This window comes from Candidatus Pantoea formicae, assembly GCF_011752625.1.
GTDB lineage: Bacteria > Pseudomonadota > Gammaproteobacteria > Enterobacterales > Enterobacteriaceae > Pantoea > Pantoea formicae.
Map to the genome: position 1 here is coordinate 23,511 of NZ_VWXD01000014.1, position 25,428 is coordinate 48,938.

The following is a 25,428-nucleotide window of genomic DNA, read 5'->3' on the forward strand; positions in this document are numbered from 1 at the left end:
GAAAGGCTCAGAACAGGGAGCGCACGCTCTGCATAGTGCTCAGGTTATGGTTGAAGCACTTATCATAATATTGCTGAATCTCCACCATCCGCAGGCGATTACGATGAATCCGGCGCAGTGCCAGCAAGCCATTGGTGGCGCCGCAGAGAATCAGTACCAGCATCAGTAATGCCGTGCCCAGATAGCGCCACTGTGCCATGGCATCCGGTTCATTATGCAGCGCAATGTGACGTGTACCGTTCGCATCCGTGGTGATGCTGGTGATGATGCCATTCGCAGCGAATGGAGTATGCAGCAGCATGCCGGAGATGCGTTGCAACTCACGCCACTGGGAAGGGGCATCAAGATCGAATAGCGACACAGAAGGTTGCGGCTGTGTCACCATTTGGCGGCCTTCATCGCTGATGATCAGAAAACCCCCTGGCGGTGGGCTGTTTAAGGTTTCTGCCGCACGACGCGTTTCGCGCGAGAAGAAGGTTGATGTCGCCGTATTGACCAGGTTCTCCAGCGCTTCCGCGCTCACCGGACGTAACAGAACATTCATGCCGTTAAGCTTGCCGGAGTCGGCTCTGTGGATCAGCGAATCCCAATCCTTGGCATTGCCAAGATTCACCAGGGCATTTTTCAACCGCACGCAATCCTGTTGCTGGCTACATAAATCCTGCGTTTTCAGTACCAGATCCGAGAAATCATCCAGCAGAATCATGCCTGACTTCTGAATCGCCGAGGCTAACTGCGGGTTGAGTTTAGGATCGGTATTGGTTTCCGGGTGCAGCTGACGTGTGGTGGTATCCAGCAGCGCAGCGGCTTTGTCGATAATGTCCGACTGGGGCTGCGGCAGGGGAGGTGAGTTATTCCAGTAAATGGCTGAGCAGTCGAACGGCATATAGGTATAGCTTCGGTTGCTCTGATAATTACCGGGTACGGAACACATGCCGGTACCGCTGACTTTCAGGCTGTCACCAATATGCAACGGCAGTGCGCTGAGCTTATCAACACTGCTGACTTCAATGCTTTCCGTGCCTTTTACCCACGCAAGACTGAGCTTGATCGGCATCCCGAGTGGGATCCAGGTAAATAGCATCACCAACACCAGCAGTGAGCCACATGCCAATACCAGATTTTTGCGCCAGCGCTGTACCGGGAAGTTACGTACCTCGTCATGCAAGGAGAGGAATCTGCCCTGACGCACCACCTGCCGATTAAGGTAAATATCGACATCGGTCACTTGGCCTAAATCATGTGCCACGTAGGGCTGCCAATGCGCTGGATAGATTAAATCAATGATGCCGAGTGAGATATTGCTCTGTTCCTGGTTGGATTCACCAAACAGGCCCCAGCGTTTAGGCGCACCGCGCAGGCAGTGCACATCACGTAATCCTTTCTCGCCGGGAAAACGGTAAAGGAACCACAGGCTGGTGGCGATCACTAAACAAGCGGGCAGGGCAATCCACACCATCAAGCTACCAGGCAACACCAGGCTTAAGAAAAAGAGCAGGAAGGCAAAGCAGATGGCTACGGCTTCGCGTGTGCCATCTGTCCTTGAGAGCCGATACTCTTCAGGTGTCTCTTTGCGCACCTGTAATAGCTCGACATTTTCACTCTCTTCTTTACGGATGGAGGCGTTGGTTGACATCGACCGCACCAGTGGCGGCAGAGCAGGCTGCTCAATGGCATAATTGACCAGTGAGTGGCCGTTGAGTGAGATCACCAGCGGTAAGGTCTGGGTACGAATCAGCTCAACATAGTTCTCTTCAGCGATGTACTGTTCCCACAACGGGGGAAGGTGGACTTCCACTTCATCGAGGTAATAGCGCCATTGGTGGGCATCATCGGTAGAGAGGCCATAACGGGTGATAGATCGTGTGACGGGATAAACATTGTTGCTTTGCGCTGTCAGTGTCAGCGCTTCAGGCTCACGTGACTTCTTTGCAGAGCGCGCATCACTGTGCTGTCGCTGTTTGGCCAGTGACGCAATGTATTTTTCAACGGCGAGGCGTTCTTCATCGGTAAGTTTGCGGCAGGGGGGACTGATGAACGGCAGTGGTTTCGCCAACGGCGGACGATGCCGCATAGCGTACCAATAACCCACTCCTGCTACTAATGAGCAGGTTAGCATGACAGCCAGAATGATGATAAAAGTGCTCATGCTTTGCTCAATCCAGCCAAAAAACTGCCTTCACGTTTACGATGTACTCCCGGTAAAACCATCAATACAAGTCAATTTTGGCGAGCAGAAGTCATTCTGACAAGAAAAAACTCAGATAAAATAACGCGCAAAATCATTGAATTATAATTTGTTAGATTATTCCTCCACGGGAGGTTACCCGGGAGGCACTCAATTAAATATCGGTATTTTCTGAATTTACCAAAACACCGTTGACTTATTGTGAAGTTTTAAGTGTAGAGATAACAATAAGTTGTTAGCAGCGGTAAGCAAATATGTGTCACCATGCTTTCCTTCTGCTGCGTGTCGCACATTGCCTCATGCTTCGGTATGCTGGCGTCATCGCGTTTCACAAGGCTGTGCAAAGTTTGAGGCTGATATGAAAACTCCACTGATAAAACCTGACATCCTCAACGTGGAAGCGGTAGCCCGCTCCCGTCTGTTCACCATTGAAGCGGTTGATCTCGCTTTCAGTAACGGTGCACGCCGCGTTTATGAACGGATGAAGCCTTCCGACCGTGAAGCCGTCATGATTGTGCCGATTATCGGTGACGATGTGATTCTGATTCAGGAATATGCCGTTGGCCTGGAAAGTTACGAGCTCGGTTTCCCTAAAGGATTGATCGACCCAGGCGAAAGTGCCTTTGAGGCAGCAGACCGAGAGTTGAAAGAGGAAGCGGGGTTTGGCGCAAGGCATCTGGAAGCGCTAGGCAAACTCACTATGGCGCCGTCTTACTTCTCCAGCAAGATGAACATTGTGGTGGCAGAAGGCTTGTACGAGGAGAAGCTTGAAGGGGATGAGCCCGAGCCGCTGATTGTGCGTCGTTGGCCGCTGAATAACCTGCTGGCGTTGCTGGATGAACCGGATTTCCGCGAAGCACGCAATGTCAGTGCGCTGTTTTTGGTGCGCGAGTGGTTAGTGAAGCAGGGACGTTTAAGCTACTAATTTTTGCAGGATAATAAAAAACGCCGGCAAATCTGCCGGCGTTTTTGTTTAGAACAACTCGTGGCTTTGGCCATTGTCCATCAGGGTGGTGCCGACATCATGCACCGAGTACTCCGTAGGCTGTGTGCCATTGATGAAATACTCCTGGCGGGTGTTGCCACCGCCGTTCGCTAGCTTGCCGGTACCACGGTCAATGGTCACGGTGACCACACCATCTGGCGGGGTCAGTGGCTGAACAGGTACGCCATCCAGCGCGGATTTCATGTACTCATCCCATGCAGGTTGCGCACTCTTCGCGCCACCTTCATAGCCGGAGATTTGATCCGGAATCACACCTGACATGGTCGAGCGGCCCAGTGCTCGTGAGTCATCGAAACCAATCCACACAGAGGTGACGACACCCGGACCGTATCCTGAGAACCACGCATCTTTCGAGCTATTGGTCGTACCGGTTTTTCCGCCGATATCGTTACGTTTCAAATCACGGCCTGCACGCCAGCCCGTTCCCATCCAGCCCGGTTCACCGAAGACGTTAGAGTTCAGGGCACTTTTAATCAGGAACGACAGCGGTGTGTTGATCACATGCGGTGCGTACTGCTGATCGCCAGCGGGCTGCGGTTGAGCGGGGACTTGCTCCAATTCTGGCTGTGGCACAGTCTGATTTTGCGATTGATCAGAGGTCGCGACGTTTTCCACGCTCTCTTCATTTAACGCCACAGACTTTTTCGTTTCACCGTAGATCACCGGCAGATTGCACTGCGGACAAGCAATCTTCGGTTTATCTTCGAATACCACACCACCCTGTTCGTTCTCAATCTTGGTGATGAAGTAGGGATCCACTAGGAACCCGCCGTTTGCCATCACCGCATAGCCACGCACCACCTGCATGGGCGTAAACGAGGCAGCACCCAATGCCAGTGATTCGGTATGGATAATATTCTGCGCTGGGAAGCCGAAGCGCTGCAGATACTCTGCGGCATAATCCACGCCCATCGCGCGCATCGCACGCACCATCACCACGTTTTTCGACTCACCCAAACCCTGACGCAAACGGATTGGCCCCGCGTAGGTCGGAGGGGAGTTCTTCGGACGCCAGTCAGCACCGGCACCTGCATCCCAGCGTGAAATCGGTACATCGTTGAGGATAGAAGCCAGCGTCAAACCACGGTCCATGGCTGCGGTGTACAGGAAAGGTTTGATGTTCGAGCCGACCTGGCGCAGTGCCTGAGTCGCACGGTTAAACATACTCTGATTGAAGTCGAAACCTCCCACCAAAGCACGCACCGCACCATCTTCTGGATTCAGTGACACCAGGGCAGAGTTCACCAGCGGTACCTGACCTAACCACCAGTCATTGTCCACTTTGCGCACCCAAATCTGTTGGCCCGCTTGCAGGACTTGCGTCACGCTGCGCGGCGTTGGGCCTTGCAGGGTGTCAGATTTATACGGCCTTGCCCAGCGCACACCCGCCAGGCTCAGCGATACGCTGCTCCCGTCTTTCATCATGGCGGTGGCTTCATCGGCACTGGCGCTGGTCACCACGGCAGCATTAAGCGGACCGTAGGTTGGCAAGTCTTTCAACGCATTCTGAATGCGGCTCTTGTCCCAGCTGGCTTCACCGACTTTCCACAGCACGTTGGTGGGTCCGCGGTAGCCATGGCGCATGTCATAAGCCATAACGTTGTTACGAACCGCCTGCTGTGCCGCTTCTTGCAGACGACGCGTGACGGTGGTGTAGACTTTGTAGCCATCTTCATACGCGCCATCACCGTAGCGTTTGACCATCTCCTGACGCACCATTTCACTCAGATACGGGGCAGAGAAGGCAATTTCTGGGCCGTGATAGGCAGCCACCAACGGTGTGTTGCGAGCTTCATCGTACTGTTGCTGCGTGATGTAGTTCTGGTCGAGCATACGCGCCAGCACCACATTACGACGCGCCAGGGCACGTGCATGGGAATAAAGCGGGTTGAACGTTGACGGTGCTTTAGGCAAACCGGCAATCATCGCCATCTCACTCAGCGAGAGCTGGTCAACAGGTTTACCAAAGTAGACCTGTGCCGCTGCACCCACGCCATACGCGCGATAGCCGAGATAGATTTTGTTGAGATACAGCTCAAGAATTTCATCTTTAGTCAGAAGCTGTTCAATGCGAATGGCAAGGAAGGCTTCCTTAATCTTACGCATGAGAGTGCGTTCAGGGCTGAGGAAGAAGTTACGCGCCAGCTGCTGAGTAATGGTACTCGCACCCTGCGAGGCATGGCCAGACACCAGAGCAATACTAGCGGCACGGAAGATCCCCACAGGATCAACACCATGGTGCTCGTAGAAACGGCTGTCTTCGGTCGCAATGAACGCTTTGATCAGCTCAGGCGGCATCTGTTGCAGTGTGAGCGGCACGCGGCGTTTCTCACCATATTGGGCGATCAATTCGCCCTCAGCGCTGTAAACCTGCATCGGCGTTTGCAGACGCACGTCTTTCAATGTGTTCACATCAGGCAGCTGTGGCTCAATGTATTTGTACAAGCCATAGACCGTGCCGGTTCCCAGCAAGATGCAACACACTGCAAGAATCAATAAATACTTTACGAACTTCACCTGAGAATTCCCATCTGTTGTCGTTTGGGCAGTTTATAAACAATCGCGCGGTAGTATAAAGGCAAGCCTGACGCTTTGATATACCCGTCATACTTCAAGTGGCCGTAGCGCTGATAGCCCCTCGAAATATCCCGGGCAAACGTCCTTTTTCCCTTTAGAGATAAGGAGATCGCGCACATGGCTTTTCAACGCTGGCAAATCGGATTGGATATCCAAAACGGGCAACTCTGTGCCCTTGGCATTGAACGCCGACGTCATGGTTGGCAGTTACGACATTGGTGGCAGCAACCGCTGCCGCACGATACGTTACGCAACGGCGTGTTGCAAACCACGCCACTGTTACAGGAGATGTTAGCGCGCTGGCAACGTCACCTGCCGAAACGCTATTCACTTCGCGTTGGATTGCCGCCGCAGTTGGTATTACAGCGCACGTTGCCACTGCCGGAATCCTCACTCAGTGAACCGGCCATGCGTCGCTACGTGGCCTCATCGGCACAGCGTTTATTTCCTGTCGAACCGGCCTCACTCTCCATTGACTACCGTGCCGCGGGGGATGCTTCACAGCTTTGTATCACCGCAGCGCGGCGCGAAGTCATCGCGCAGTGGCTGGCACCGTTGCAAGCGTCCGGTCTGCGGCCTGACGTATTTGAATTGAGCAGCCTGGCGCTAACGCAGATTGCTATGCGTATGCCACGGCAGCAAAACCGGTTGTTGATTCATCCGCTGTGCGATCACTGGCTCTGGACACTGACGGGGGAGCAAACCACCTCAGGTGCGGGAACCGAGCCGTTGACGCTTGCACAATTGCGCGAAACCTTTCCACAGGCGTCCGCTATTTTTTGTACCGCACCGCAAAGGCTTTCAGAGCCTGGCGTGATGCGCTGCCTCCCTCTTTCATTATTACAGTATCGGCAGCCGCCGCTTCCTGCCGACGAAGGTGAGTTTTCCATCGCACTCGGCTTGGCTCTGCGCCCAGAGGATGCATGATGTTCGCCGTCAATTTATTGCCTTGGCGCATCCAGCAGTGGCAGCGGCGCTGTCAGCAGAGCTTCTCGCTACTAGGGGGCACACTGGTGACAACCGGGTTAATTGTCATGGTGCTGTGGTGGCGGGCTGATGAGCAATACCTTCAGCAGCAGGTAAGGCTGATAAGCGCCAGTCAGATGCGCGACATGCTGCAACAGCAACTGACCTTACAACACGCACTGCTTCAACAACGTGATGGGTTGCTACAGGCGCAGCGCGTTGTGCAACAAAAACGCCAGGAGCATCGCCGCTGGCAGCAATTTTGGAAGCAACTCCCTACGCTGATGCCGGATGCATTGTGGTTGAAGCGCGTTGAGCGCCGGCAGCGGGTGCTGCTGTTTGAAGGGCAAGCTCAGAGCATGCTGGCGGTTCGGGATTTTCGTCAGCAGCTGGTCACGCAGTCACTGTTTGCCAGCGTCAAGCCCGGCAGCGTGCAACGCCAGGCGGGTGGAGATTATCGCTTTGTACTGCAGGCCCGTTTGCAGGAGATGGCTGATGAATGAAGCACTGCTACGCTGGCTGGCCCTGTCACTGCCAAAGCGCATCGCGTGTTTGATGATGATGTCATTCCTGCTGCTTACGCTGGCGTGGTTCGCACTGTTACGCCCTCAGCAGCAGCGGCTTGATTTACAGAAGCAAGAGCAAGAGGACATGGAGCAGCAACTGCAACATCGCCAGAATCAGCTAGTGGCGCGCCCCTCCATTGAGACACTTGAAATCGAAATTGCACAGCTATTGCGCCCAGCAAGTGAAAGCACGATGCGGCATACGCTTGAAAATTTGGTGACTGCACGCGGCACACAATTGGAAAACTGGCAGCCGGGTAGTCAACCACAGCAGCTGCAACTGCGGGTCCATTGGCCACAATTTCTGCCATTGTTTGGTGAACTGGCACTTGCCCACTTATCTGTGCCTGAGCGTTTTGAGTTAAGTGCTGAGCAGGGAGTGTTAAAGACGATGTTGTGGCTGGAGGATGAAGATGCGGAGTAGTGCATGGTTGCTGTTGTTGTGCAGCAGTCTGGCGTTGGCGCGCGATCCTTTTCAGCCACTGGCAGAAGGCGTATGTCAGCCACAGGTTGCCGCACCCGATGGCTGGCGTCTGCAGGGGATTGTGGGGTCATCAATGCACTATGTCGCCTGGCTAGTGTCACCGCAGGGTAAAAGCCATCGCCTCACTTCACTGGCAATGTTGCCGCATTCCCCTTGGCAGGTGGCGGAACTCACGGCAAGAAGCCTGATATTACGTACGACACAGAGTTGCCCGCCACAGCAGATTACCTGGGTAATAAAAGGAGGATTTTATGAAAAGGATGATACTCATCTTCTGCCTGTGCCTCAGCGTTCCGCTGAAGGCCAGTAACGATCGCTTAAGTCTGGTATTTGATGATGCGCCAGTAGAGCGTATTTTGCAGGCGCTGGCAGATTATCAGCAGACCAATTTGCTGATTGCGCCGGGGGTTGAAGGACGGCTATCGCTACGCCTTGATGAGATCGATGGCGAGCGTGCCTTGGCACTGGTGGCGCGGCTGGCGAATCTCACCCTTGTCCAGGAAGAGGGCGTACTGTTGGTCTATCCAGAAAGCTGGCAGCAGATGCAGGTGCAGCAATCCAAGGCTGAAAATGAGGAGAGGGAGCAGCAGGTGCCGCTTGAGCAACATCGGGTGACGCTGCATTACGCGAGTGCCAGCGATGTCTACCGAAGTTTGCAGAGCGAACGTTCTTTGCTGACGGCGCGTGGGAGCGTGACGGTCGATAACCGTACTAACAGCTTGCTACTGCGTGACACGGCTAAAGCGTTGCACGACACCACGCGTTGGCTTACAGCGCTGGACAGGCCGCTTGAGCAGGTTGAGCTGGCAGCACACATCATCACTATCCATGAAGAGCATCTTCGCGAACTGGGCGTTAACTGGAGCACTTCTCCTGCGCAGAGCGTGGTCGCTTCGCTACGCAATCCGCAGTTGGCGATCCCACTGATGGTGGAAAATCCGGCTCTGCGTGTGGGAGTGACGCTGGGGCAGATCAGTGGTGAGTTGCTCAATCTTGAACTCAGCGCACTGGAGCAAGAGAACCAGATCGAAATCATCGCCAGCCCGCGCTTGTTTACCTCCAATCAACAGACCGCCTCTATCAAGCAAGGCACCGAAATTCCTTATGAAGTGAAATCAGGCAACAGCGGCGCGACAGCGATTGAATTTAAAGAAGCTGTATTGGGCATGGAAGTCACACCGGTTGTGCTGGGCAATGGGCGTATCCAGCTCAAGCTGCGTCTCAGTCAAAATATGCCAGGACGCAGCTTAAGCGTGGGCGAGAATAAGGTTCTGAGCATCGATAAACAGGAAATTGAAACTCAGGTCACGCTGCGTGATGGGGAAACCCTGGCTCTGGGCGGTATTTTCCAGCAGCAGCGCACGCAGGGTGAAAAACGCGTGCCGGGGCTAGGCGATGTTCCTTTGCTAGGAAATTTGTTCCGACAGCAAACGGAAGAGCAGAAAAAGAAAGAGTTGGTGATCTTTATTACCCCCCGACTGGTCAGGGAAGCAGCGCTTACGAGTGGATAAAGCGGAAAATTCGCTCTGAAATGCCAACTGCGTTGACGCAGGGCAGGAATTAGCTTACAAGGTTTAGCGATTTTTAAAACGGTGTAACGGAACGCGGCAGGATAACCTTCCGATGGGCGTCAGTCACAAGCGATACTGACGTCAGAATATGTTTTCCCTAAAAAAATCGAGTTAAATCGCGCGGGCAAAAACGTGAATTCCTCACCTGACAAGCGTCAGTTTCAGGAATGCACAAATGCAGCCAGCGCGCTTGTAGCTTGAAGTGTGAGGGAAAAAAGGAGGGGCGTTACCGTCTCGCGAACCACAGACCGGTCCTGTTAATAGGTCGCCGGGGGCAATTTATTCGGTTGCCAAACGGCCATGAGTGTTGAGATAATTTTCCGTCTGACTCTTGTTAATGCTCATGAGGTCTCAGTTCCTGTCCCGCCAGCACGCGCTGAACGCGGGGTATCATCAACGAATTCTTAGTAATACCGATAAAATGGCAGAGAAACGCAATATCTTTCTGGTTGGGCCGATGGGTGCCGGCAAAAGCACTATTGGTCGTCAGTTAGCTCAGCAACTCAATATGGAATTCTTCGATTCCGATCAGGAAATTGAGCGACGTACCGGAGCGGATGTAGGCTGGGTATTTGATGTGGAAGGCGAAGCCGGTTTCCGCGATCGCGAAGAGAAGATCATCAATGAACTCACCGAGAAGCAAGGCATTGTCCTGGCTACGGGGGGTGGGTCTGTTAAATCCCGTGAAACTCGCAATCGTCTCTCCGCCCGCGGCGTGGTTGTCTATCTTGAAACGACCATCGAAAAACAGCTTGCTCGCACTCAGCGTGATAAAAAACGTCCGCTGTTGCAGGTTGATGAGCCGCCGCGTGAAGTTCTGGAAGCGCTCGCTGACGAACGCAATCCGCTTTATGAAGAGATCGCTGACGTCACCATTCGCACTGACGATCAAAGTGCAAAAGTTGTCGCCAATCAGATCATCAACATGCTGGAAAAAAATTAATCCAGTGTCCTGAGGGCTCAGCAATAGGTATCGGTCATCATGGAGAAGATCACTGTCTCACTCGGGGATCGCAGTTACCCCATCACTGTCGCTGCCGGACTGTTTAATGATCCGGCTTCTTTTTGGCCGCTAAAAGCAGGCGACAATGCCATGCTGGTGACCAACGAGACGCTTGCCCCGCTTTATCTTGACAAGCTCTCTACCTTGTTGAGTCAGGCGGGCGTGAAAGTGGATCAGGTGATTTTACCTGATGGCGAAAAGTATAAGACGCTGGCCGTGATGGACGAGGTCTTCACTGCGCTGCTGCAGAAACCCCATGGTCGTGATACCACACTGATCGCTCTTGGCGGCGGTGTGATTGGCGATCTGACGGGATTTGCTGCCGCGAGCTATCAGCGTGGCGTGCGCTTTATCCAGGTGCCTACCACATTGCTCTCTCAGGTTGATTCCTCCGTTGGCGGCAAAACGGCCGTCAATCATCCGCTTGGCAAAAATATGATTGGTGCCTTCTACCAGCCTGCGTCAGTGGTCGTGGATACCGATTGCCTGGCCACGCTACCGGCGCGTGAATTAGCGTCGGGTCTGGCGGAAGTGATCAAGTATGGCATTATCCTCGATGGCGATTTCTTCCAGTGGCTGGAGCAGAATCTTGATGCACTGCTGGCGCTGGATGAGAAAGCGATGGCGTACTGCATTCGGCGCTGCTGTGAACTCAAAGCCGAAGTGGTTGCCGCCGACGAACGTGAGATGGGTCTGCGCGCGCTGCTCAATCTGGGCCATACTTTTGGCCATGCAATTGAAGCGCACATGGGCTACGGCAACTGGCTACATGGTGAAGCGATCGCTGCGGGCATGGTGATGGCCGCACGAACGGCTGAGCGCCTGGGACAGTTCTCGTCAGCGGATACTGATCGTATCATTGCGCTGTTACTGCGTGCGGGTTTACCCGTCCATGGCCCTTCAAGCATGAAGGCTGAAGAGTACTTACCGCACATGATGCGCGACAAAAAAGTGCTGGCAGGTGAAATGCGTTTGGTGCTGCCTCTCGCAATTGGCCGCTCTGAAGTGCGTGCAGGTGTCGCCCATGATATGGTGCTGGCTGCAATTAATGATTGCCAGAAACCCTGATTAAAAGTAGTGAGTGGTGATGCGGTGCGTGCTAGCGTGCCGCTTACGGAGGAGGCGAGATGGATGAGTTCAAACCGGAAGACGAGTTAAAACCTGATGCCAGTGACCGCCGTCCAACGCGGCCTCGCAAACAGTCTTCTGCCCCGAAAGCGAAAGTGCCGGTATCGCGTCAGCATATGATGATGGGCATCGGTATTCTGGTCCTGCTCTTGGTGGTGCTGGGCATCGGTTCCGCGTTAACTGGCCCTGATGAGAAGAAACCCGCAGCGACGGCCAATAATGGCACCGCCGCGCCGGCCTCCGGTGGCAGTGAAAAGAGCATCGACCTTTCCGGTTCGACGTCTATGAGCGGCCAGCAAAACGCAGCGCCTACTGCGGATGGAAACGCGCCACAAACGCCTGCGGGTGCTCAACCTGCTGGTAATCAAGCAGCGACGGGTAGTGATTCCAATTCGATTTCAATGCCAGCCGTTTCCTCCACACCGACTCAGGCTGCGCCTGTTGAGACGCCAGCGAATCAGCAACGCGTCACCCTGCCAGGCGATCTCAACAATGCGTTGAACAATCAGCAAGGCCAGGTGGATAACGCCGCACAGGGTGCACAGGGCAACACGTCATTGCCAACCGCCCCGGCGACAGTCAGCGGAAATGGTAAGGCGATAACACCGCCAGCCATGCGTTCTGAAACACCTGCGCGCGCCAGCAGCAACGGCGTGCGTGAGTCGCACAACAGCACGACACATAAAGCGCCGACCACTACTAAACCGGCACCGGTAGCGAAAGAGAACAAAACGCACACCACGGCAGCGCATAATGCGCCTGTTAGCGCCAGCAACAGCGGAGCCAGCAAGTCATTGCCTACCGGCGGCAGTTACACGCTGCAGTTGAGTGGTGCTTCGAAAGAAGAGAGCCTGAATGCGTGGGCGAAAAAACAGAATCTGAGCGGTTATCACGTGTATAAAACCACACGTAACGGCCAGCCATGGTATGTGTTGGTGAGCGGTGCTTATGCCACCCCAGCAGATGCCAAACGCGCGGTGGCTTCCTTGCCAGCTGAAGTGCGTGCGGCGAATCCATGGGTCAAACCGTTGAGTCAGGTGAAAAAAGAAAGTCAGTAACTGATGTGGGGCTGCGTTAGCGCGGCCCCGTTTAAAGCGCAGAGCTGCTGTCGGTTCCACCACAGCCAATAATTAAGATGTAATAACCACGACAGCATGAAGAAAAATCGCGCTTTCCTTAAATGGGCCGGAGGGAAATACCCGCTGCTTGACGATATCCGTCGTCATTTGCCACAAGGTGATTGTTTAATCGAACCCTTTGTCGGTGCCGGTTCCGTATTCCTTAACACTGATTATGACCGCTATCACCTGGCGGACATTAACGGTGATCTGATCAATCTCTACAACATCGTTAAAACCCGCACTAACGCATTTATTGAAGATGCGCGCCTGTTGTTTACCCCTGAGGGGAACATGGCGGAGACCTACTACGCGCAGCGTCTGGCCTTTAATGCCAGCACGGATGAGTATCAGCGTGCCTTGCTGTTTCTTTATCTCAACCGCCACGGCTATAACGGTCTTTGCCGCTACAATTTGCGCGGTGAGTTTAATGTGCCTTTTGGTCGTTACCGCAAACCTTACTTTCCTGAAGCAGAACTGCTGTGGTTTGCCGAACGGGCGCAAAAAGCGACCTTTGTCTGTGAATCGTACGATGTTACTCTGAACAACGCCCCTGCTGGCTCAGTGGTTTATTGCGATCCGCCCTATGCGCCCTTGTCGGCGACGGCGAATTTTACCGCTTACCACACCAACAGCTTCAGCCTGCGTGAGCAGCAGCATCTGGCGGAGCTTGCCAACAAGTTGGCGCAGGAAAACGGAATACCGGTGCTGATTTCCAACCACGATACGCTGCTCACTCGCGAGTGGTATCAGAATGCGGTGTTAAATGTAGTCAAAGCCCGGCGTTCCATCAGCCGAAGCATAAGTGGTCGCACTCAGGTTGACGAACTGCTGGCGCTTTTCCGCTAGCCTGTTTCGTCCGCGACCAACGCATTACGTCAGCTCAGGCTGGCGCACAAAATTGGGAGAATCGGATGAAACAATTTTTACTGGCCCCTTCAATTCTTGCTGCTGATTTCGCCCGTCTGGGTGAGGATACGGCGAAAGCCCTGGCGGCAGGGGGTGATGTGGTTCATTTCGACGTGATGGACAACCACTATGTTCCCAATCTGACCATGGGTCCGATGGTGCTGAAAGCGCTGCGCGACTACGGCATCACGGCACCTATTGATGTGCATCTGATGGTTAAGCCAGTCGATGCGCTGATCCCAGAATTTGCCAAAGCTGGTGCGACCTACATTACCTTCCATCCTGAAGCCAGCGAGCACGTTGATCGCACGCTGCAACTGATCAAAGAGCATGGCTGCAAAGCGGGCTTGGTCTTTAACCCTGCGACGCCACTCGATTACCTCGATTATGTGATGGATAAACTCGACATCATTTTGTTGATGTCAGTGAACCCTGGCTTTGGTGGCCAATCCTTCATTCCTGGTACGCTGGATAAACTGCGTCAGGCTCGTCGCCTTATCGACCAGAGCGGCTACGATATTCGTCTGGAAGTCGATGGCGGTGTGAAGATCGATAACATCGGTCAGATCGCGGCAGCGGGTGCCGATATGTTTGTTGCCGGTTCAGCCATCTTTGGCCATCCCGATTACAAAAAAGTGATCGACGAAATGCGTGGCGAACTGGAGAAAGTTAATGGCTCATTTCACTGATATCCGCGCCCTGGCTTTTGACCTTGATGGCACGTTGGTCGACAGCGCACCGGGTCTGGCACAGGCGATTGATCATGCCTTAGGTGATTTGCAGTTGCCGCCGCCGGGCGTCGCGCTGGCTTCCACGTGGATTGGCAATGGTGCGGATGTCATGATGACTCGCGCGCTAACATGGGCGCTAGGACGCGAACCTCACGCCGAAGAACAACGTGATGCGCGCAGCCTGTTTGACAAGTATTACGCCGAAACGGTGGAAGCGGGCAGCACCCTGTTCCCACAGGTGAAAGAGACGCTGGCTACGTTGCATGCGAAAGGCCTGCCGATGGCGATTGTGACCAATAAGCCGACGCCCTTTGTCGCGCCTTTACTGCAGTCGTTGGGCATTGCCGACTACTTCACGCTGATTATTGGCGGTGATGATGTGGTGGTGAAAAAGCCGCATCCCGCAGCGATCTTCCTTGTTCTGGGGCACTTTGGCGTGCTGCAAAAAGAATTACTGTTTGTCGGCGATTCTCGCAATGATATTCATGCAGCTCAGGCTGCAGGCGTACCGAATATCGGCATGACCTTCGGCTACAACTATGGCGAACCGATTGCCGCCTGCCAACCCGATTTAACTCTCGATACTTTTAGCGAACTTTTGCCCGCTCTCGGGCTGTAATTATCAGGATATAACATGAGCAAACCCATCGTTTTCAGCGGCGCCCAGCCTTCCGGTGAACTGACCATTGGCAACTATATGGGTGCGCTGCGTCAGTGGGTGCAGATGCAGGATGATTTCCACTGCATTTACTGCATCGTCGATCTGCACGCCATTACCGTTCGTCAGGACCCTGTCGCACTGCGCAAAGCCACGTTAGATACGCTGGCGCTGTACCTTGCCTGCGGTATTGATCCAGCCAAAAGTACCATCTTTGTTCAGTCGCACGTGCCAGAACATGCGCAGCTGAGCTGGGTTCTGAACTGCTATACCTATTTCGGTGAGCTGAGCCGCATGACGCAGTTCAAAGACAAGTCTGCGCGTTACTCAGAAAACATCACGGCAGGTTTGTTCGATTACCCTGTCTTGATGGCAGCAGACATTCTGCTGTATCAAACCAACCAGGTACCGGTGGGCGAAGATCAGAAACAGCATCTGGAACTGAGTCGTGATATCGCGGGCCGTTTCAATGCGCTGTATGGCGATGTGTTCAAAATTCCTGAGCCGTTTATTCCAAAATCAGGCGCACGCGTGATGTCGCTGTTAGAACCGACGAAGAAGATGTCAAAGTCGGACGACAACCGTAACAACGTGATCGGCCTGTTGGAAGATACCAAAGCAGTAGTGAAGAAGATTAAGCGTGCAGTTACTGATTCCGCAGAGCCACCGGTAGTGCGTTACGACATCAAAGAGAAAGCCGGTGTTTCTAACCTGCTGGATATTCTTTCTGGTGTGACGGGCAAATCGATTCCGCAGCTGGAACAGGAATTCGAAGGCAAGATGTATGGCCACCTGAAGGGCGAAGTTGCCGAAGCGGTTTCCGGTATGCTGACCGAGCTGCAGGAGCGCTATCATCGTTTCCGTAATGACGAAGACTTCCTCAACCAGGTGATGCGTGAGGGTGCCACTAAGGCGCGTGCTCAAGCGCAAGAAACCCTGAAGAAAGTCTACGAAGCGGTGGGCTTTGTCGTACAGCCATAAGCAGCTAATGACATCATCCAAGACGGCGAGTTGTGATGACTCGCCGTTTTTTTATTTTAGAACCAGCGTAACTGACTGCGTAAGCTGACCACGTCTCCAACAATAATCAGTGCTGGGCTGGCAAACTGCTGAGCCAGTTGACTGAGTTCTACTAAGGTGGCGGTTTCCACTCGCTGCTGCGGCGTGGTGCCATTCTGCACGATAGCCACCGGTGTCTCGGCATTCATACCATGCTGCAATAGCTGGCGCTGAATCTCGGGTGCCTGCGTGAGCCCCATGTAAAACACCAGCGTTTGTTGTTCCGCTGCCAATTTACCCCATTCAATCTCACCGTGCTGTTGCAGATGCCCCGTGACAAAACGCACGCTCTGCGCGTGATCGCGGTGCGTGAGCGGAATGCCGCTGTAGGCTGCACAACCGGAAGCGGCCGTGATCCCCGGCACCACGCTAAAGGGAATGTTGTGCTGTGCCAGCACTTCCAATTCTTCTCCCCCACGGCCGAAAATAAAGGGATCGCCGCCTTTAAGTCGCACCACACGTTTGCCGCTTTGGGCTTGTTCCAGTAACAGCTGGTTGATTTGCGACTGAGGCACGCAGTGATTGCCTGCCTGCTTGCCCACGAAGATGCGCTCAGCATCACGACGGACCAGATTGAGAATCGGCTCGGAGACCAAGCGATCGTAAACCACCACATCGGCCTGTTGGATGCACTGCAAGCCTTTCAGCGTCAGTAATCCCGCATCTCCGGGCCCTGCACCGACCAGCACCACTTCACCCTGCAGTGACAGCGGCGCATCGAACAGTGTATCAACGATATGATCGGCGCGTGGCTGGTCACCATTGGCCAGCGTTTGCGCCAGACGATCGCTGGCAAAGAAGCGCTCCCAGAAAGCACGGCGCTGCGCCATGCTAGCAAAGGTTTTCTTCACCCGGCTGCGCAGCGAGCCGGCCAGGGTAGCCAGTTGGCCGAGATGCTGTGGCAGCATGGCTTCCAGCTTTTCGCGCAGCAGGCGAGCCAGCACAGGCGCGCGACCACCGGATGACACGGCAATCATCAGCGGTGAGCGATCGACAATTGACGGCATGATCGCGCTGGCCTCCTGCGGCGCATCCACCAGATTGCAGAAGATGCGCCGCAATTCGGCGGCATCGCCTACCTTTTGGTTGACTGCGTCATCGTCGGTGGCAGCAATCACCAACCAACAGCCTTCCAGCCAGCTCTCCTCAAAGGAGCCGGGTAATAAGCGCAACTTTCCCTGTTCTGCCCACTGTTGAAAAACAGCGGAAAAATCCAATGCACCAACATGCAGATCGGCACCCGCCTCCAGCAACAGGCGTGCTTTACGCTCTGCGACATCACCTCCGCCAACCAGCAAACAACGTTTGCCCTGCAGGCGGCAAAACAGGGGGAAATAGTCCATCACTCATCCTCAAAAAAGCCCGCAATGTGCGAGCTTTGAAACCGCTAAACTGATTTGTGTATTTAAGGTGCCATTAAACACACTAAAGCCCCATTAAGTGAAGGCATTCTCTCAACTGCACACCTCGACCCGACCTTCAGTAACACGCACTGGATAGCTCGCCACTGAGCGCGATGCATCTTCCAGGCAGACGCCATCACTCAAGCGGAAGCGCTGCTTTTTCAGTGGGCTGGCGACCCACAGGCTGTGCTGGTGTTCCGCGATCAGGCCGCGTGATAGCACGCTGGCCTCGGCGAAAGGGTCGATGTTGCTGATTGCATACAGTTGCTCATCGTCACGCGGGCGGAAGATGGCAATCTGCTGGCCTTTTACCAGCGCACAGACGCCGGTGGCGGGCAGGATTTGGTTGAGTTCACACACGGAATGCCACTGGCTCATGCGTCGACCTCCTCAATCAGGGTGACCGCAATGCGTTCGGCAGGACGTGCCGGGCGATGCTGATCGCGCTGGTGAATATGCTGCACCAGCGGGTCACGCTGGTTGCTGTTGATAAAGGTGCTGAAGTGGATTTGCTGCTGAGGATCTTTCACCGCTGCGGCCCATTCGCACTCGACTTCTCCACGCAGACGCGTCAGTTCACTCTCAAGTTGCGCATTAAGGCCCAGTTTGTCGTCGATAATGACTTTGCGCAGATAGTCGATGCCGCCGTCCATGCTTTCCAGCCACAGAGAGGTGCGCTGCAAGCGATCACCTGTGCGGATGTAGAACATCATGAAGCGGTCGAGATAGGCCAACAGGGTGTCGCGATCCAGGTCGGCTGCCAGCAGATCGGCGTGGCGAGGTTTCATACCGCCGTTGCCGCATACATACAGATTCCAGCCTTTTTCGGTGGCGATGATACCAACGTCCTTACCTTGCGCTTCGGCACATTCGCGGGTACAGCCCGAGACGCCAAACTTCATTTTGTGCGGGGTACGGATGCCTTTGTAGCGGTTCTCCAGCTCAATACCAAAGCCAAGGCTGTCGCCCACGCCGTAGCGACACCAGGTGCTGCCGACGCAGGTTTTCGCCATGCGTAACGCCTTGGCATAGGCTTGGCCGGTTTCAAATCCAGCATCTATCAGTTGGGCCCAGATGGCGGGCAGGTCATCGCGCTGTGCGCCGAACAGACCAATACGCTGCGATCCGGTGATTTTGGTGTAGAGGTTGTACTGACGGGCCACGGCACCCACGGCCATCAAGCCTTCAGGCGTGATTTCGCCGCCGGGTGAGCGCGGGATGACGGAGTAGGTGCCATCTTTCTGGATATTGCCGAGGAACAGATCGTTGCTATCCTGCAGCGGCGCGAGCTGTGGTTTGAGCACATATTCGTTCCAGCAAGAAGCCAGCAGCGAACCTACGGTCGGTTTGCACACTTCACAACCATAGCCCTGGCCGTATTTCGCCAGCAGCGCATCAAAGGATTTAATCTCTTCAACACGAATCAGGTGATACAGCTCCTGACGTGAATAAGGGAAGTGTTCGCACAGGTGATTGTTGACTTCGATACCCTGGCGACTCAATTCCGCATTCAGCACTTGAGTAATCAGTGGGATACAGCCGCCACAGCCGGTTCCGGCGCGGGTTTCGCTTTTCAGCATCGCTACCCTGTGGCAGCCACCTTGCACCGCTTTGACGATATCGCCTTTGCTGACGTCGAAGCAGGAACAGATTTGCGCAGTGTCCGGCAGGGAATCCACGCCTAATACCGGTTTTTCACCGCTGCCAGCGGGGAGAATCAGCATTTCCGGATTCTCTGGCAGGGTGATGTTGTTCAGCGCCAACTGTAGCAGATTGCCGTAGTCGCTGGTGTCGCCCACTAACACCGCGCCGAGCAAGGTGCGGTTGTCTTCACTGACGATGAGACGTTTGTAGATGTGTTTATGCTCGTCGAGCCACATGTAGCTGCGCGCTCCCGGCGTGCGGCCCTGCGCATCGCCAATGCCACCGACATCCACGCCCAGTAGCTTGAGTTTGGCGCTCATATCGGCACCCGTGAAGGCGCTTTCACGCCCCACCAGCGCATCGCTGGCGACTTGGGCCATTTTGTAGCCTGGCGCGACCAAGCCGAAAAGACGGTTCTGCCACGCGGCGCATTCACCAATCGCATAAATCGCGGCATCACTGGTTTGGCAGTGGTCGTTAATCGCGACACCACCGCGTTGTCCGATCGCGAGCCCGCACTGTTTTGCCAGCTTGTCTTGCGGGCGAATGCCGGTGGAGAACACGATAAAATCCACGTCCAGCGCGCTGCCATCGGCGAATTCCAGCGTTTTTCCGCCTTTGGCATGATGCACAATCTGCTGGGTGTTTTTGCTGGTATGTACCCGCACACCCATCTGTTCGATTTTCCGGCGCAGCTGTTCGCCACCTTGCACATCCAGCTGTTCTGCCATTAATCCAGGCGCAAACTCAATCACATGGGTTTCTATGCCGAGATTTTTTAACGCCCCTGCTGCTTCCAGACCAAGCAGGCCGCCGCCAATCACGGCACCCCGTTTGCTGCGGCGCGCGCAGGCTTCAATGGCATTGAGATCTTCGATGGTGCGATAGACAAAACAGTCAGTGCCTTCCGAGCCTTTGATGGGCGGGATCCATGGATAAGAGCCAGTAGCAAAAATCAATGTGTCGTAGTGCACCGCGCGACCGGTGTTCGAGTGGATCAGTTTTTCATCGCGATTGATGGTGATAGCGCGTTCGCCAATCAGCAGATTCACCTGATGTTTTTCGTAATATCCTGGCCGCACCAACGACAGCTCTTCGGCGGTGTGATGGGAGAAGTAGGCGGAAAGGTGGACGCGGTCATAGGCGACACGGGGTTCTTCACAAAAGACAGTAAGGGCGAATTGGCCGGGTTCGGCTTTGTCGATCAGTTCTTCTATAAAGCGGTGGCCGACCATGCCGTTGCCAATAATCACGACACTGTGCTTGCTCATGCTTGCCTCAAAAATTGCGGTATCTGCGATTACGATAGCGCGCTGTATCAGGCGCTTATTGATGCATATCAAGCGCACGGCCATATACCCATTTAGAGGTATGCAATTGATTTTGAAAGAAAATGATAAGTGGCTTATTTGGTTGGATATTGTGCAGAGTCGGTCGCTATTAGTTTCGCTCCAACAAACTGAGCAGAGGAAGTTTTCGGATGGTCATTTTGGCAGTCCAAAAACCTATGAGGCTGACGGACGGATTTTCGTGCTAGCTTAACTTGTTGCTTTGAAACAGGAGGAAGGCATGGCAAACCGGTCACTGAAGTGGATCAACAACCTGCGTCTGGCGGGCCAGCAGGGTCTGTGGCAGATGGAAATCAACGGCGGCAAAATAACGGCATTACGTCCCCAGCCACCGCAAATCACGCAGCAGGATGACGCGTTGGATGCCGAAGGCGGACTGGCAAGTGCCCCTTTTATCGAACCGCACATCCATCTCGACACCACACAAACCGCCGGGCAGCCCGCCTGGAACCAGTCGGGTACGCTGTTTGAAGGGATTGAGCGTTGGGCGGAACGCAAAGCGCTACTTAGCCATGAGGATGTCAAACAGCGGGCGCGGCAGACGTTGAAATGGCAAATCGCCAATGGCATTCAGCATGTGCGCACCCACGTCGATGTCTCCGATCCCACCCTCACCGCGTTGAAAGCCATGCTGGAAGTGAAGGCAGAGATGTCGCCGTGGATCGACATCCAAATCGTCGCCTTCCCGCAAGAGGGGATCCTCTCTTATCCCAATGGGGAAGCACTGTTGGAAGAGGCGTTGCGGCTGGGTGCCGACGTGGTCGGTGCTATCCCTCATTTCGAATTCACGCGTGAATACGGCGTGGAATCACTGCATAAAGCCTTTGCGCTCGCCAATCGCTATGACCGAATGGTGGATGTTCATTGTGATGAGATCGATGATGAGCAGTCGCGCTTTGTCGAAACCGTGGCGGCACTGGCGCATCGTGACGGTAATGGCGAACGCGTCACCGCCAGCCACACCACCGCAATGCACTCCTATAACAACGCCTACACCTCGCGCTTATTCCGCCTGCTGAAGCTGTCAAAGATTCACTTCGTCGCCAATCCTCTGGTGAATATCCATCTACAGGGGCGTTTCGATAGCTACCCCAAACGGCGCGGCATTACGCGCGTGAAAGAGTTACTCGACGCCGGCATTAACGTCTGCTTTGGTCACGATGATGTATTCGATCCTTGGTATCCGCTCGGCACCGCCAGTATGTTACAGGTGCTACATATGGGATTGCATGTGTGTCAGCTGATGGGCTATGAGCAGATTGATAATGGCTTAAGCCTGATTACCACTAACAGCGCTAAAACCCTGCAATTGAAGGATTACGGCCTGGCGGTGGGTGATGATGCCAGCCTGATCATTCTGCCAGCTGAGAGTGGATTTGATGCGGTGCGAAGGCAGGTGCCCGTGCGCTATTCAGTGCGTCAGGGGAGGTTAGTGGCAGCCACGCAGCCAGCGGTCAGTGAGATTTACCTGGGTGAAGCGGAAGCGGTTAACTTTAAACGGTAGCAGCAGGGGCGACCCTCAGGCCGCCCCTCATTCTTAGTGAGTCACATGGCCGTGCTGGCGATGTTTGGTCACAAAGCCAAGCAGCACACACATCACAAACACCACGGCATAGAGACCGTTAGCGGTAGAGAGTGCTGCATGCGCGCCACCTTTAGCCACAATCGGGCCGGTGACCACGAAGGTCAGCATGGTGCCAACAGTGCCGCAGGTCAGGATAAAGTTGACCAGTTTCGGCGAAGAAACTTTAGTTTGCAGCGAACCGAGCGTGATGATGGTGGTGTAAATGGCGCTGGAGCTGAAGCCAAGAATCATGATGATCCAGTGCAACATGCTGGCGTCGTTGGTGGTAACAAACCAGTACATTAAGCCGGTCGCCAAAGCCGCCAGCACCATCAGGATGCGTTGCAGATCGAAGAAGCGCAGCAGGAAGCTGAACACCCACATACCGACCATGTAGGCGGTCCAGAAGTTACCCACCAGCTGGCCGGCAGCGCTAATGTCCATGCCCATTGATTTCGTTGCGTATTCCGGCACCCAAGAGATAAAGCCAAGTTGGCCAAGGATGTAGCAGAGCGCGGCAATCGACAGGAATAGCACGCCAATACCCCATTTCTCTTTCTCGCCGCCTTGAACCGCCGCTTCACTTTTCAGTTCCGGGAATTCAACAAACAGCGTTAGCACGAAGATCGCCAGATAAATCACGCCGATGCAGGCATACACCCAGTACCAAGGCAGGGCGCGAGCCAGCAGCACGCCAGCGATGATTGGGAAAATGGTCCCCGCCATACTGAAGAACGAGTCGGTAAACAGCAGGCGTGAACCACGCTGGCGGCCATCATACAAATGCGTAATCAGGAAGGTACCGATCGACATGGTGATACCGCTGACCACACCGAGCACAAACATGCACAGCGAGAAGACGCTCAGATTATGGCTGGTCATCAGGCCTGCCACCGCGAGGATCATCAGCATAAAGCCAAAGATCAGCTGGCGTTTCAACGGCACAATCACCATCAGCCAGGCGTTAAGGAATACCGCGACCAGGATACCGGCATTCAGGAAGGTGAAGGTGTTGCTCATTTCTGAAATGGGCAGCTGGAAATACTGGGCAATATTATCCAGTACCATACCGGTAACGATCACCAGCGCGCCGGTGAGCGCGTAGGAGAAAAAGCTGATCCAGGTAAGGCCAATGCGATTACGGTTTGTCATGTTCTGAACCTGTGAAGCGCCGGGATTGGCAAAAAGTGTCATGAATTGTAAATGCAACTGTGATCTTAATAAACAACGAGTGTAACGAGCGCGAAATATTTCATTAATAGTGTGATTTTCGTCACGCAAATGATTGCGCGTCCCAAAAAGTATGACAATCGCAACATCAGCGTAAATATCGGTAAAACGCTGGCTCTTGTATAACTTGCTCTTTACAATCGATCTCGTTTTTGAGCTTGCACTTCATGGTAAGGAATCTTTCATGTTTAAACGTACTTTGACAGCGGCAGTCGCCCTGTTAGCGCTCTCTTCTGTATCCGCTACCGCTCTGGCAGCCAAAGGGGATACTCATGTGCTGCTCACCACCTCTGCGGGCAATATCGAACTCGAACTGAACAATCAGAAAGCCCCAGTCTCGGTGAAAAACTTTGTTGATTACGTCAACAACGGTTTCTACAACAACACCATTTTCCATCGTGTTATCCCTGGCTTTATGATTCAGGGCGGCGGCTTCACTGCGGACATGCAGCAGAAGCAGACCAATGCACCTATCAAGAACGAAGCCGACAACGGTTTGCGTAACCTGCGTGGCACCATTTCAATGGCGCGCACTGCTGATAAAGATAGCGCGACCAGCCAGTTCTTCCTCAATGTGGCTGACAACGCCTTCCTTGATCACGGCCAGCGTGACTTTGGCTATGCGGTATTTGGTAAAGTTGTGAAAGGCCAGGATGTGATCGACAAGATTGCTCAGGTGCCAACCAAAGATGTCGGCCCGTACCAAAATGTGCCGTCAAAACCGATTGTTATCCTTTCTGCGAAAGTCCTGCCTTAATGGTTTAACGCGCCGCTGCTCGCTGGCGCGTTCTTCTGCTCTCCGGCAAAGCCCAAATTAGCTCTTATACTTAGGGCAAATGGCTTGCCGGAGGCCCTATGACCAGCAAACTCACCGAGAAACAGAAAGCCACCTTGTGGCAGCAGCACCGTGCCGCCAGTTATCAGGCCAGCTGTCGCCTGGCGGGCTATACACCCAGCGATATCATCATGGAGCAGGCCGACGAGCGTCTCGCGTCGCTGAGGAGGCAATATGGCGGATAACAGCCTGGCGGTGCGCGATCCTTACTTATGGCAAAACGATACGGTGCTGAAAAACCGCCTCGATATTCATGATCAAGCGCAGTTGAGTAAGGCCGAGCTGGCCTTTAGTGCAGCACGCCTGGCGACGCTGGAACTGGGTCCGTCTGGCACAGGGATGCCGTGGTTATGCCATATTCACCGCACGTTGTTCCAGGATGTTTATAGCTGGGCCGGTGAGGTACGCAGTATCGACATCTGGCGTGATGAGACCCCCTATTGCCACTGTGAATATATCGAAAAAGAGGGCAACGCGCTGATGAGCGCGCTGGAGGATGAACAACATCTGGCGCATCTGCCACACGATGATTTTGTGGCGCGGCTGGCGCACTACTACTGTGAGATCTTCGTCTTGCACCCTTTCCGCGCAGGCAACGGTCGGGCGCAGCGCATCTTCTTCGAACAACTCGCCATCCATGCAGGTTATCTGTTGGCATGGGATAAGCTGGATCGCGATAACTGGCGTAACGCGCTGTTTGCCGGCGTGGCGGGGGATTTGGCGCCGCTAACGGCGCAGTTTGCGAAAGTGGTGAGCCCTGCGCGCTAAAATGCGTAGAATAGCGGCGGTTTTACTGGCCTGAGGGCATTATGCTGCTGCTGATTGATAACTACGACTCCTTTACCTGGAATCTCTACCAGTACTTCTGTGAACTGGGCGCGGATGTGCGCGTGGTGCGCAATGACGCTATCACTCTTGCGGAGATGGAGGCATTGCCGCTGACGCATCTGGTGATTTCGCCGGGACCTTGCACGCCGGATCAATCCGGTATTTCACTGGATGCCATCCGCCATTTTGCCGGACGCTTGCCGATCCTCGGCGTTTGTCTGGGCCACCAGGCGATTGCTCAAGCGTACGGCGCACAGGTGATACGTGCGCGGCAGGTGATGCACGGTAAAACTTCCCTTATCCAGCACACTGATCAAGGTGTGTTTCGTGACCTTAATAATCCTCTCACCGTGACGCGCTACCATTCATTGATTGTGGCGCGCGATACGCTGCCTGCTGAGTTCGAAGTCACCGCCTGGAGCCTGCGTAATGGTGAGCCGGATGAGATCATGGGCTTCCGCCACCGTACGCTGCCCTTAGAAGGGGTACAGTTCCATCCGGAGAGCATTCTTAGCGAGCAGGGACATCAGCTGCTGGCGAATTTCCTGAATACGTAACTTATGTTTGCCTTCGTGTGATTTTTTATGCATATTTTGTGATTATAATTTCAC

At 54.2% G+C, this 25,428-nt stretch carries 24 protein-coding genes; 18 read left to right on the forward strand and 6 right to left on the reverse strand.

What is annotated here, in order from left to right; genetic code table 11:
- Positions 1-7 precede the first annotated feature (7 nt).
- Positions 8-2,149 (reverse strand): intracellular growth attenuator family protein, encoded by a 2,142-nt coding sequence (locus tag F3J38_RS24170; protein WP_167143073.1) that lies wholly within the window; start codon positions 2,147-2,149, stop codon positions 8-10.
- Positions 2,150-2,546: 397 nt separating this feature from the next.
- Between F3J38_RS24170 and nudE the strand changes: the two genes are divergently transcribed.
- Positions 2,547-3,113 (forward strand): ADP compounds hydrolase NudE, encoded by a 567-nt coding sequence (nudE, locus tag F3J38_RS24175; protein ID WP_167143076.1) that lies wholly within the window; start codon positions 2,547-2,549, stop codon positions 3,111-3,113.
- Positions 3,114-3,161: 48 nt separating this feature from the next.
- Here the strand turns inward: nudE and mrcA are convergent, their stop codons facing one another.
- Positions 3,162-5,711, reverse strand: coding sequence for a peptidoglycan glycosyltransferase/peptidoglycan DD-transpeptidase MrcA (gene mrcA / locus F3J38_RS24180; RefSeq protein WP_167143078.1), 2,550 nt, complete (start codon positions 5,709-5,711; stop codon positions 3,162-3,164).
- 177 nt (positions 5,712-5,888) lie between these two features.
- On the opposite strand from mrcA, the gene pilM reads away from it, so the two are divergent.
- The 12 genes from pilM to trpS all read left to right on the forward strand — a co-directional run bounded on the left by pilM (position 5,889) and on the right by trpS (position 15,886).
- Positions 5,889-6,698 carry a type IV pilus biogenesis protein PilM gene (gene pilM / locus F3J38_RS24185; protein ID WP_167143082.1) on the forward strand — a complete coding sequence of 270 codons (810 nt, stop codon included), beginning with the start codon at positions 5,889-5,891 and terminating at the stop codon, positions 6,696-6,698.
- Entirely contained in the window at positions 6,695-7,240 is a 546-nt protein-coding gene (locus F3J38_RS24190) for a PilN domain-containing protein (RefSeq protein ID WP_240156071.1), read from the forward strand. Before pilM ends, F3J38_RS24190 begins: the two co-directional genes overlap by 4 nt.
- A complete protein-coding gene (locus tag F3J38_RS24195) occupies positions 7,233-7,727 on the forward strand; it encodes a HofO family protein (RefSeq protein WP_167143085.1) in 495 nt (164 codons plus the stop codon). The genes F3J38_RS24190 and F3J38_RS24195 overlap by 8 nt, the downstream gene beginning before the upstream one ends.
- Entirely contained in the window at positions 7,717-8,097 is a 381-nt protein-coding gene (locus tag F3J38_RS24200; protein ID WP_167143088.1) for a HofP DNA utilization family protein, read from the forward strand. The genes F3J38_RS24195 and F3J38_RS24200 overlap by 11 nt, the downstream gene beginning before the upstream one ends.
- Positions 8,039-9,298, forward strand: coding sequence for a DNA uptake porin HofQ (gene hofQ, locus F3J38_RS24205; protein WP_167143091.1), 1,260 nt, complete (start codon positions 8,039-8,041; stop codon positions 9,296-9,298). The genes F3J38_RS24200 and hofQ overlap by 59 nt, the downstream gene beginning before the upstream one ends.
- A 481-nt stretch (positions 9,299-9,779) precedes the next feature.
- Positions 9,780-10,301 carry a shikimate kinase AroK gene (aroK, locus tag F3J38_RS24210; RefSeq protein ID WP_039380929.1) on the forward strand — a complete coding sequence of 174 codons (522 nt, stop codon included), beginning with the start codon at positions 9,780-9,782 and terminating at the stop codon, positions 10,299-10,301.
- Positions 10,302-10,340: 39 nt separating this feature from the next.
- A complete protein-coding gene (gene aroB, locus F3J38_RS24215; protein ID WP_167143093.1) occupies positions 10,341-11,429 on the forward strand; it encodes a 3-dehydroquinate synthase in 1,089 nt (362 codons plus the stop codon).
- A 59-nt stretch (positions 11,430-11,488) separates the two neighbouring features.
- Complete coding sequence (locus F3J38_RS24220) at positions 11,489-12,547, forward strand: SPOR domain-containing protein (RefSeq protein ID WP_167143096.1); 1,059 nt, start codon at positions 11,489-11,491, stop codon at positions 12,545-12,547.
- Positions 12,548-12,643: 96 nt separating this feature from the next.
- Positions 12,644-13,456 carry an adenine-specific DNA-methyltransferase gene (gene dam / locus F3J38_RS24225; RefSeq protein WP_167143099.1) on the forward strand — a complete coding sequence of 271 codons (813 nt, stop codon included), beginning with the start codon at positions 12,644-12,646 and terminating at the stop codon, positions 13,454-13,456.
- 65 nt (positions 13,457-13,521) lie between these two features.
- Complete coding sequence (rpe, locus tag F3J38_RS24230; RefSeq protein ID WP_034819612.1) at positions 13,522-14,205, forward strand: ribulose-phosphate 3-epimerase; 684 nt, start codon at positions 13,522-13,524, stop codon at positions 14,203-14,205.
- Positions 14,189-14,866: a phosphoglycolate phosphatase gene (locus tag F3J38_RS24235; RefSeq protein ID WP_167143102.1), complete on the forward strand. Its 678-nt coding sequence runs from the start codon at positions 14,189-14,191 to the stop codon at positions 14,864-14,866. Before rpe ends, F3J38_RS24235 begins: the two co-directional genes overlap by 17 nt.
- Before the next feature lie 15 nt (positions 14,867-14,881).
- Entirely contained in the window at positions 14,882-15,886 is a 1,005-nt protein-coding gene (gene trpS, locus F3J38_RS24240; RefSeq protein WP_167143105.1) for a tryptophan--tRNA ligase, read from the forward strand.
- Positions 15,887-15,942: 56 nt separating this feature from the next.
- Here the strand turns inward: trpS and cysG are convergent, their stop codons facing one another.
- From cysG to nirB, 3 genes are all read right to left on the reverse strand, one after another.
- Positions 15,943-17,307, reverse strand: coding sequence for a siroheme synthase CysG (gene cysG / locus F3J38_RS24245; protein ID WP_167143108.1), 1,365 nt, complete (start codon positions 17,305-17,307; stop codon positions 15,943-15,945).
- Between the two features lie 111 nt (positions 17,308-17,418).
- Positions 17,419-17,745: a nitrite reductase small subunit NirD gene (nirD, locus tag F3J38_RS24250; protein WP_167143111.1), complete on the reverse strand. Its 327-nt coding sequence runs from the start codon at positions 17,743-17,745 to the stop codon at positions 17,419-17,421.
- Complete coding sequence (gene nirB / locus F3J38_RS24255) at positions 17,742-20,282, reverse strand: nitrite reductase large subunit NirB (RefSeq protein ID WP_167143114.1); 2,541 nt, start codon at positions 20,280-20,282, stop codon at positions 17,742-17,744. Before nirB ends, nirD begins: the two co-directional genes overlap by 4 nt.
- A 298-nt stretch (positions 20,283-20,580) precedes the next feature.
- Between nirB and F3J38_RS24260 the strand changes: the two genes are divergently transcribed.
- Entirely contained in the window at positions 20,581-21,864 is a 1,284-nt protein-coding gene (locus F3J38_RS24260) for a cytosine deaminase (protein ID WP_167143117.1), read from the forward strand.
- A 33-nt stretch (positions 21,865-21,897) separates the two neighbouring features.
- Here F3J38_RS24260 and tsgA read toward each other — a convergent pair whose 3' ends face one another.
- Positions 21,898-23,076, reverse strand: a complete 1,179-nt coding sequence (gene tsgA, locus F3J38_RS24265) for an MFS transporter TsgA (RefSeq protein ID WP_167143120.1) — start codon at positions 23,074-23,076, stop codon at positions 21,898-21,900.
- A 262-nt stretch (positions 23,077-23,338) separates the two neighbouring features.
- Between tsgA and ppiA the strand changes: the two genes are divergently transcribed.
- The 4 genes from ppiA to F3J38_RS24285 all read left to right on the forward strand — a co-directional run bounded on the left by ppiA (position 23,339) and on the right by F3J38_RS24285 (position 25,374).
- Positions 23,339-23,911 carry a peptidylprolyl isomerase A gene (gene ppiA, locus F3J38_RS24270; RefSeq protein ID WP_167143123.1) on the forward strand — a complete coding sequence of 191 codons (573 nt, stop codon included), beginning with the start codon at positions 23,339-23,341 and terminating at the stop codon, positions 23,909-23,911.
- A gap of 98 nt (positions 23,912-24,009) precedes the next feature.
- Positions 24,010-24,174 (forward strand): YhfG family protein, encoded by a 165-nt coding sequence (locus tag F3J38_RS24275; protein WP_167143127.1) that lies wholly within the window; start codon positions 24,010-24,012, stop codon positions 24,172-24,174.
- Positions 24,164-24,757 (forward strand): putative adenosine monophosphate-protein transferase Fic, encoded by a 594-nt coding sequence (locus F3J38_RS24280; protein ID WP_167143129.1) that lies wholly within the window; start codon positions 24,164-24,166, stop codon positions 24,755-24,757. Before F3J38_RS24275 ends, F3J38_RS24280 begins: the two co-directional genes overlap by 11 nt.
- A 41-nt stretch (positions 24,758-24,798) precedes the next feature.
- Positions 24,799-25,374 (forward strand): aminodeoxychorismate synthase component II, encoded by a 576-nt coding sequence (locus F3J38_RS24285; protein WP_167143132.1) that lies wholly within the window; start codon positions 24,799-24,801, stop codon positions 25,372-25,374.
- Positions 25,375-25,428: the final 54 nt, after the last annotated feature.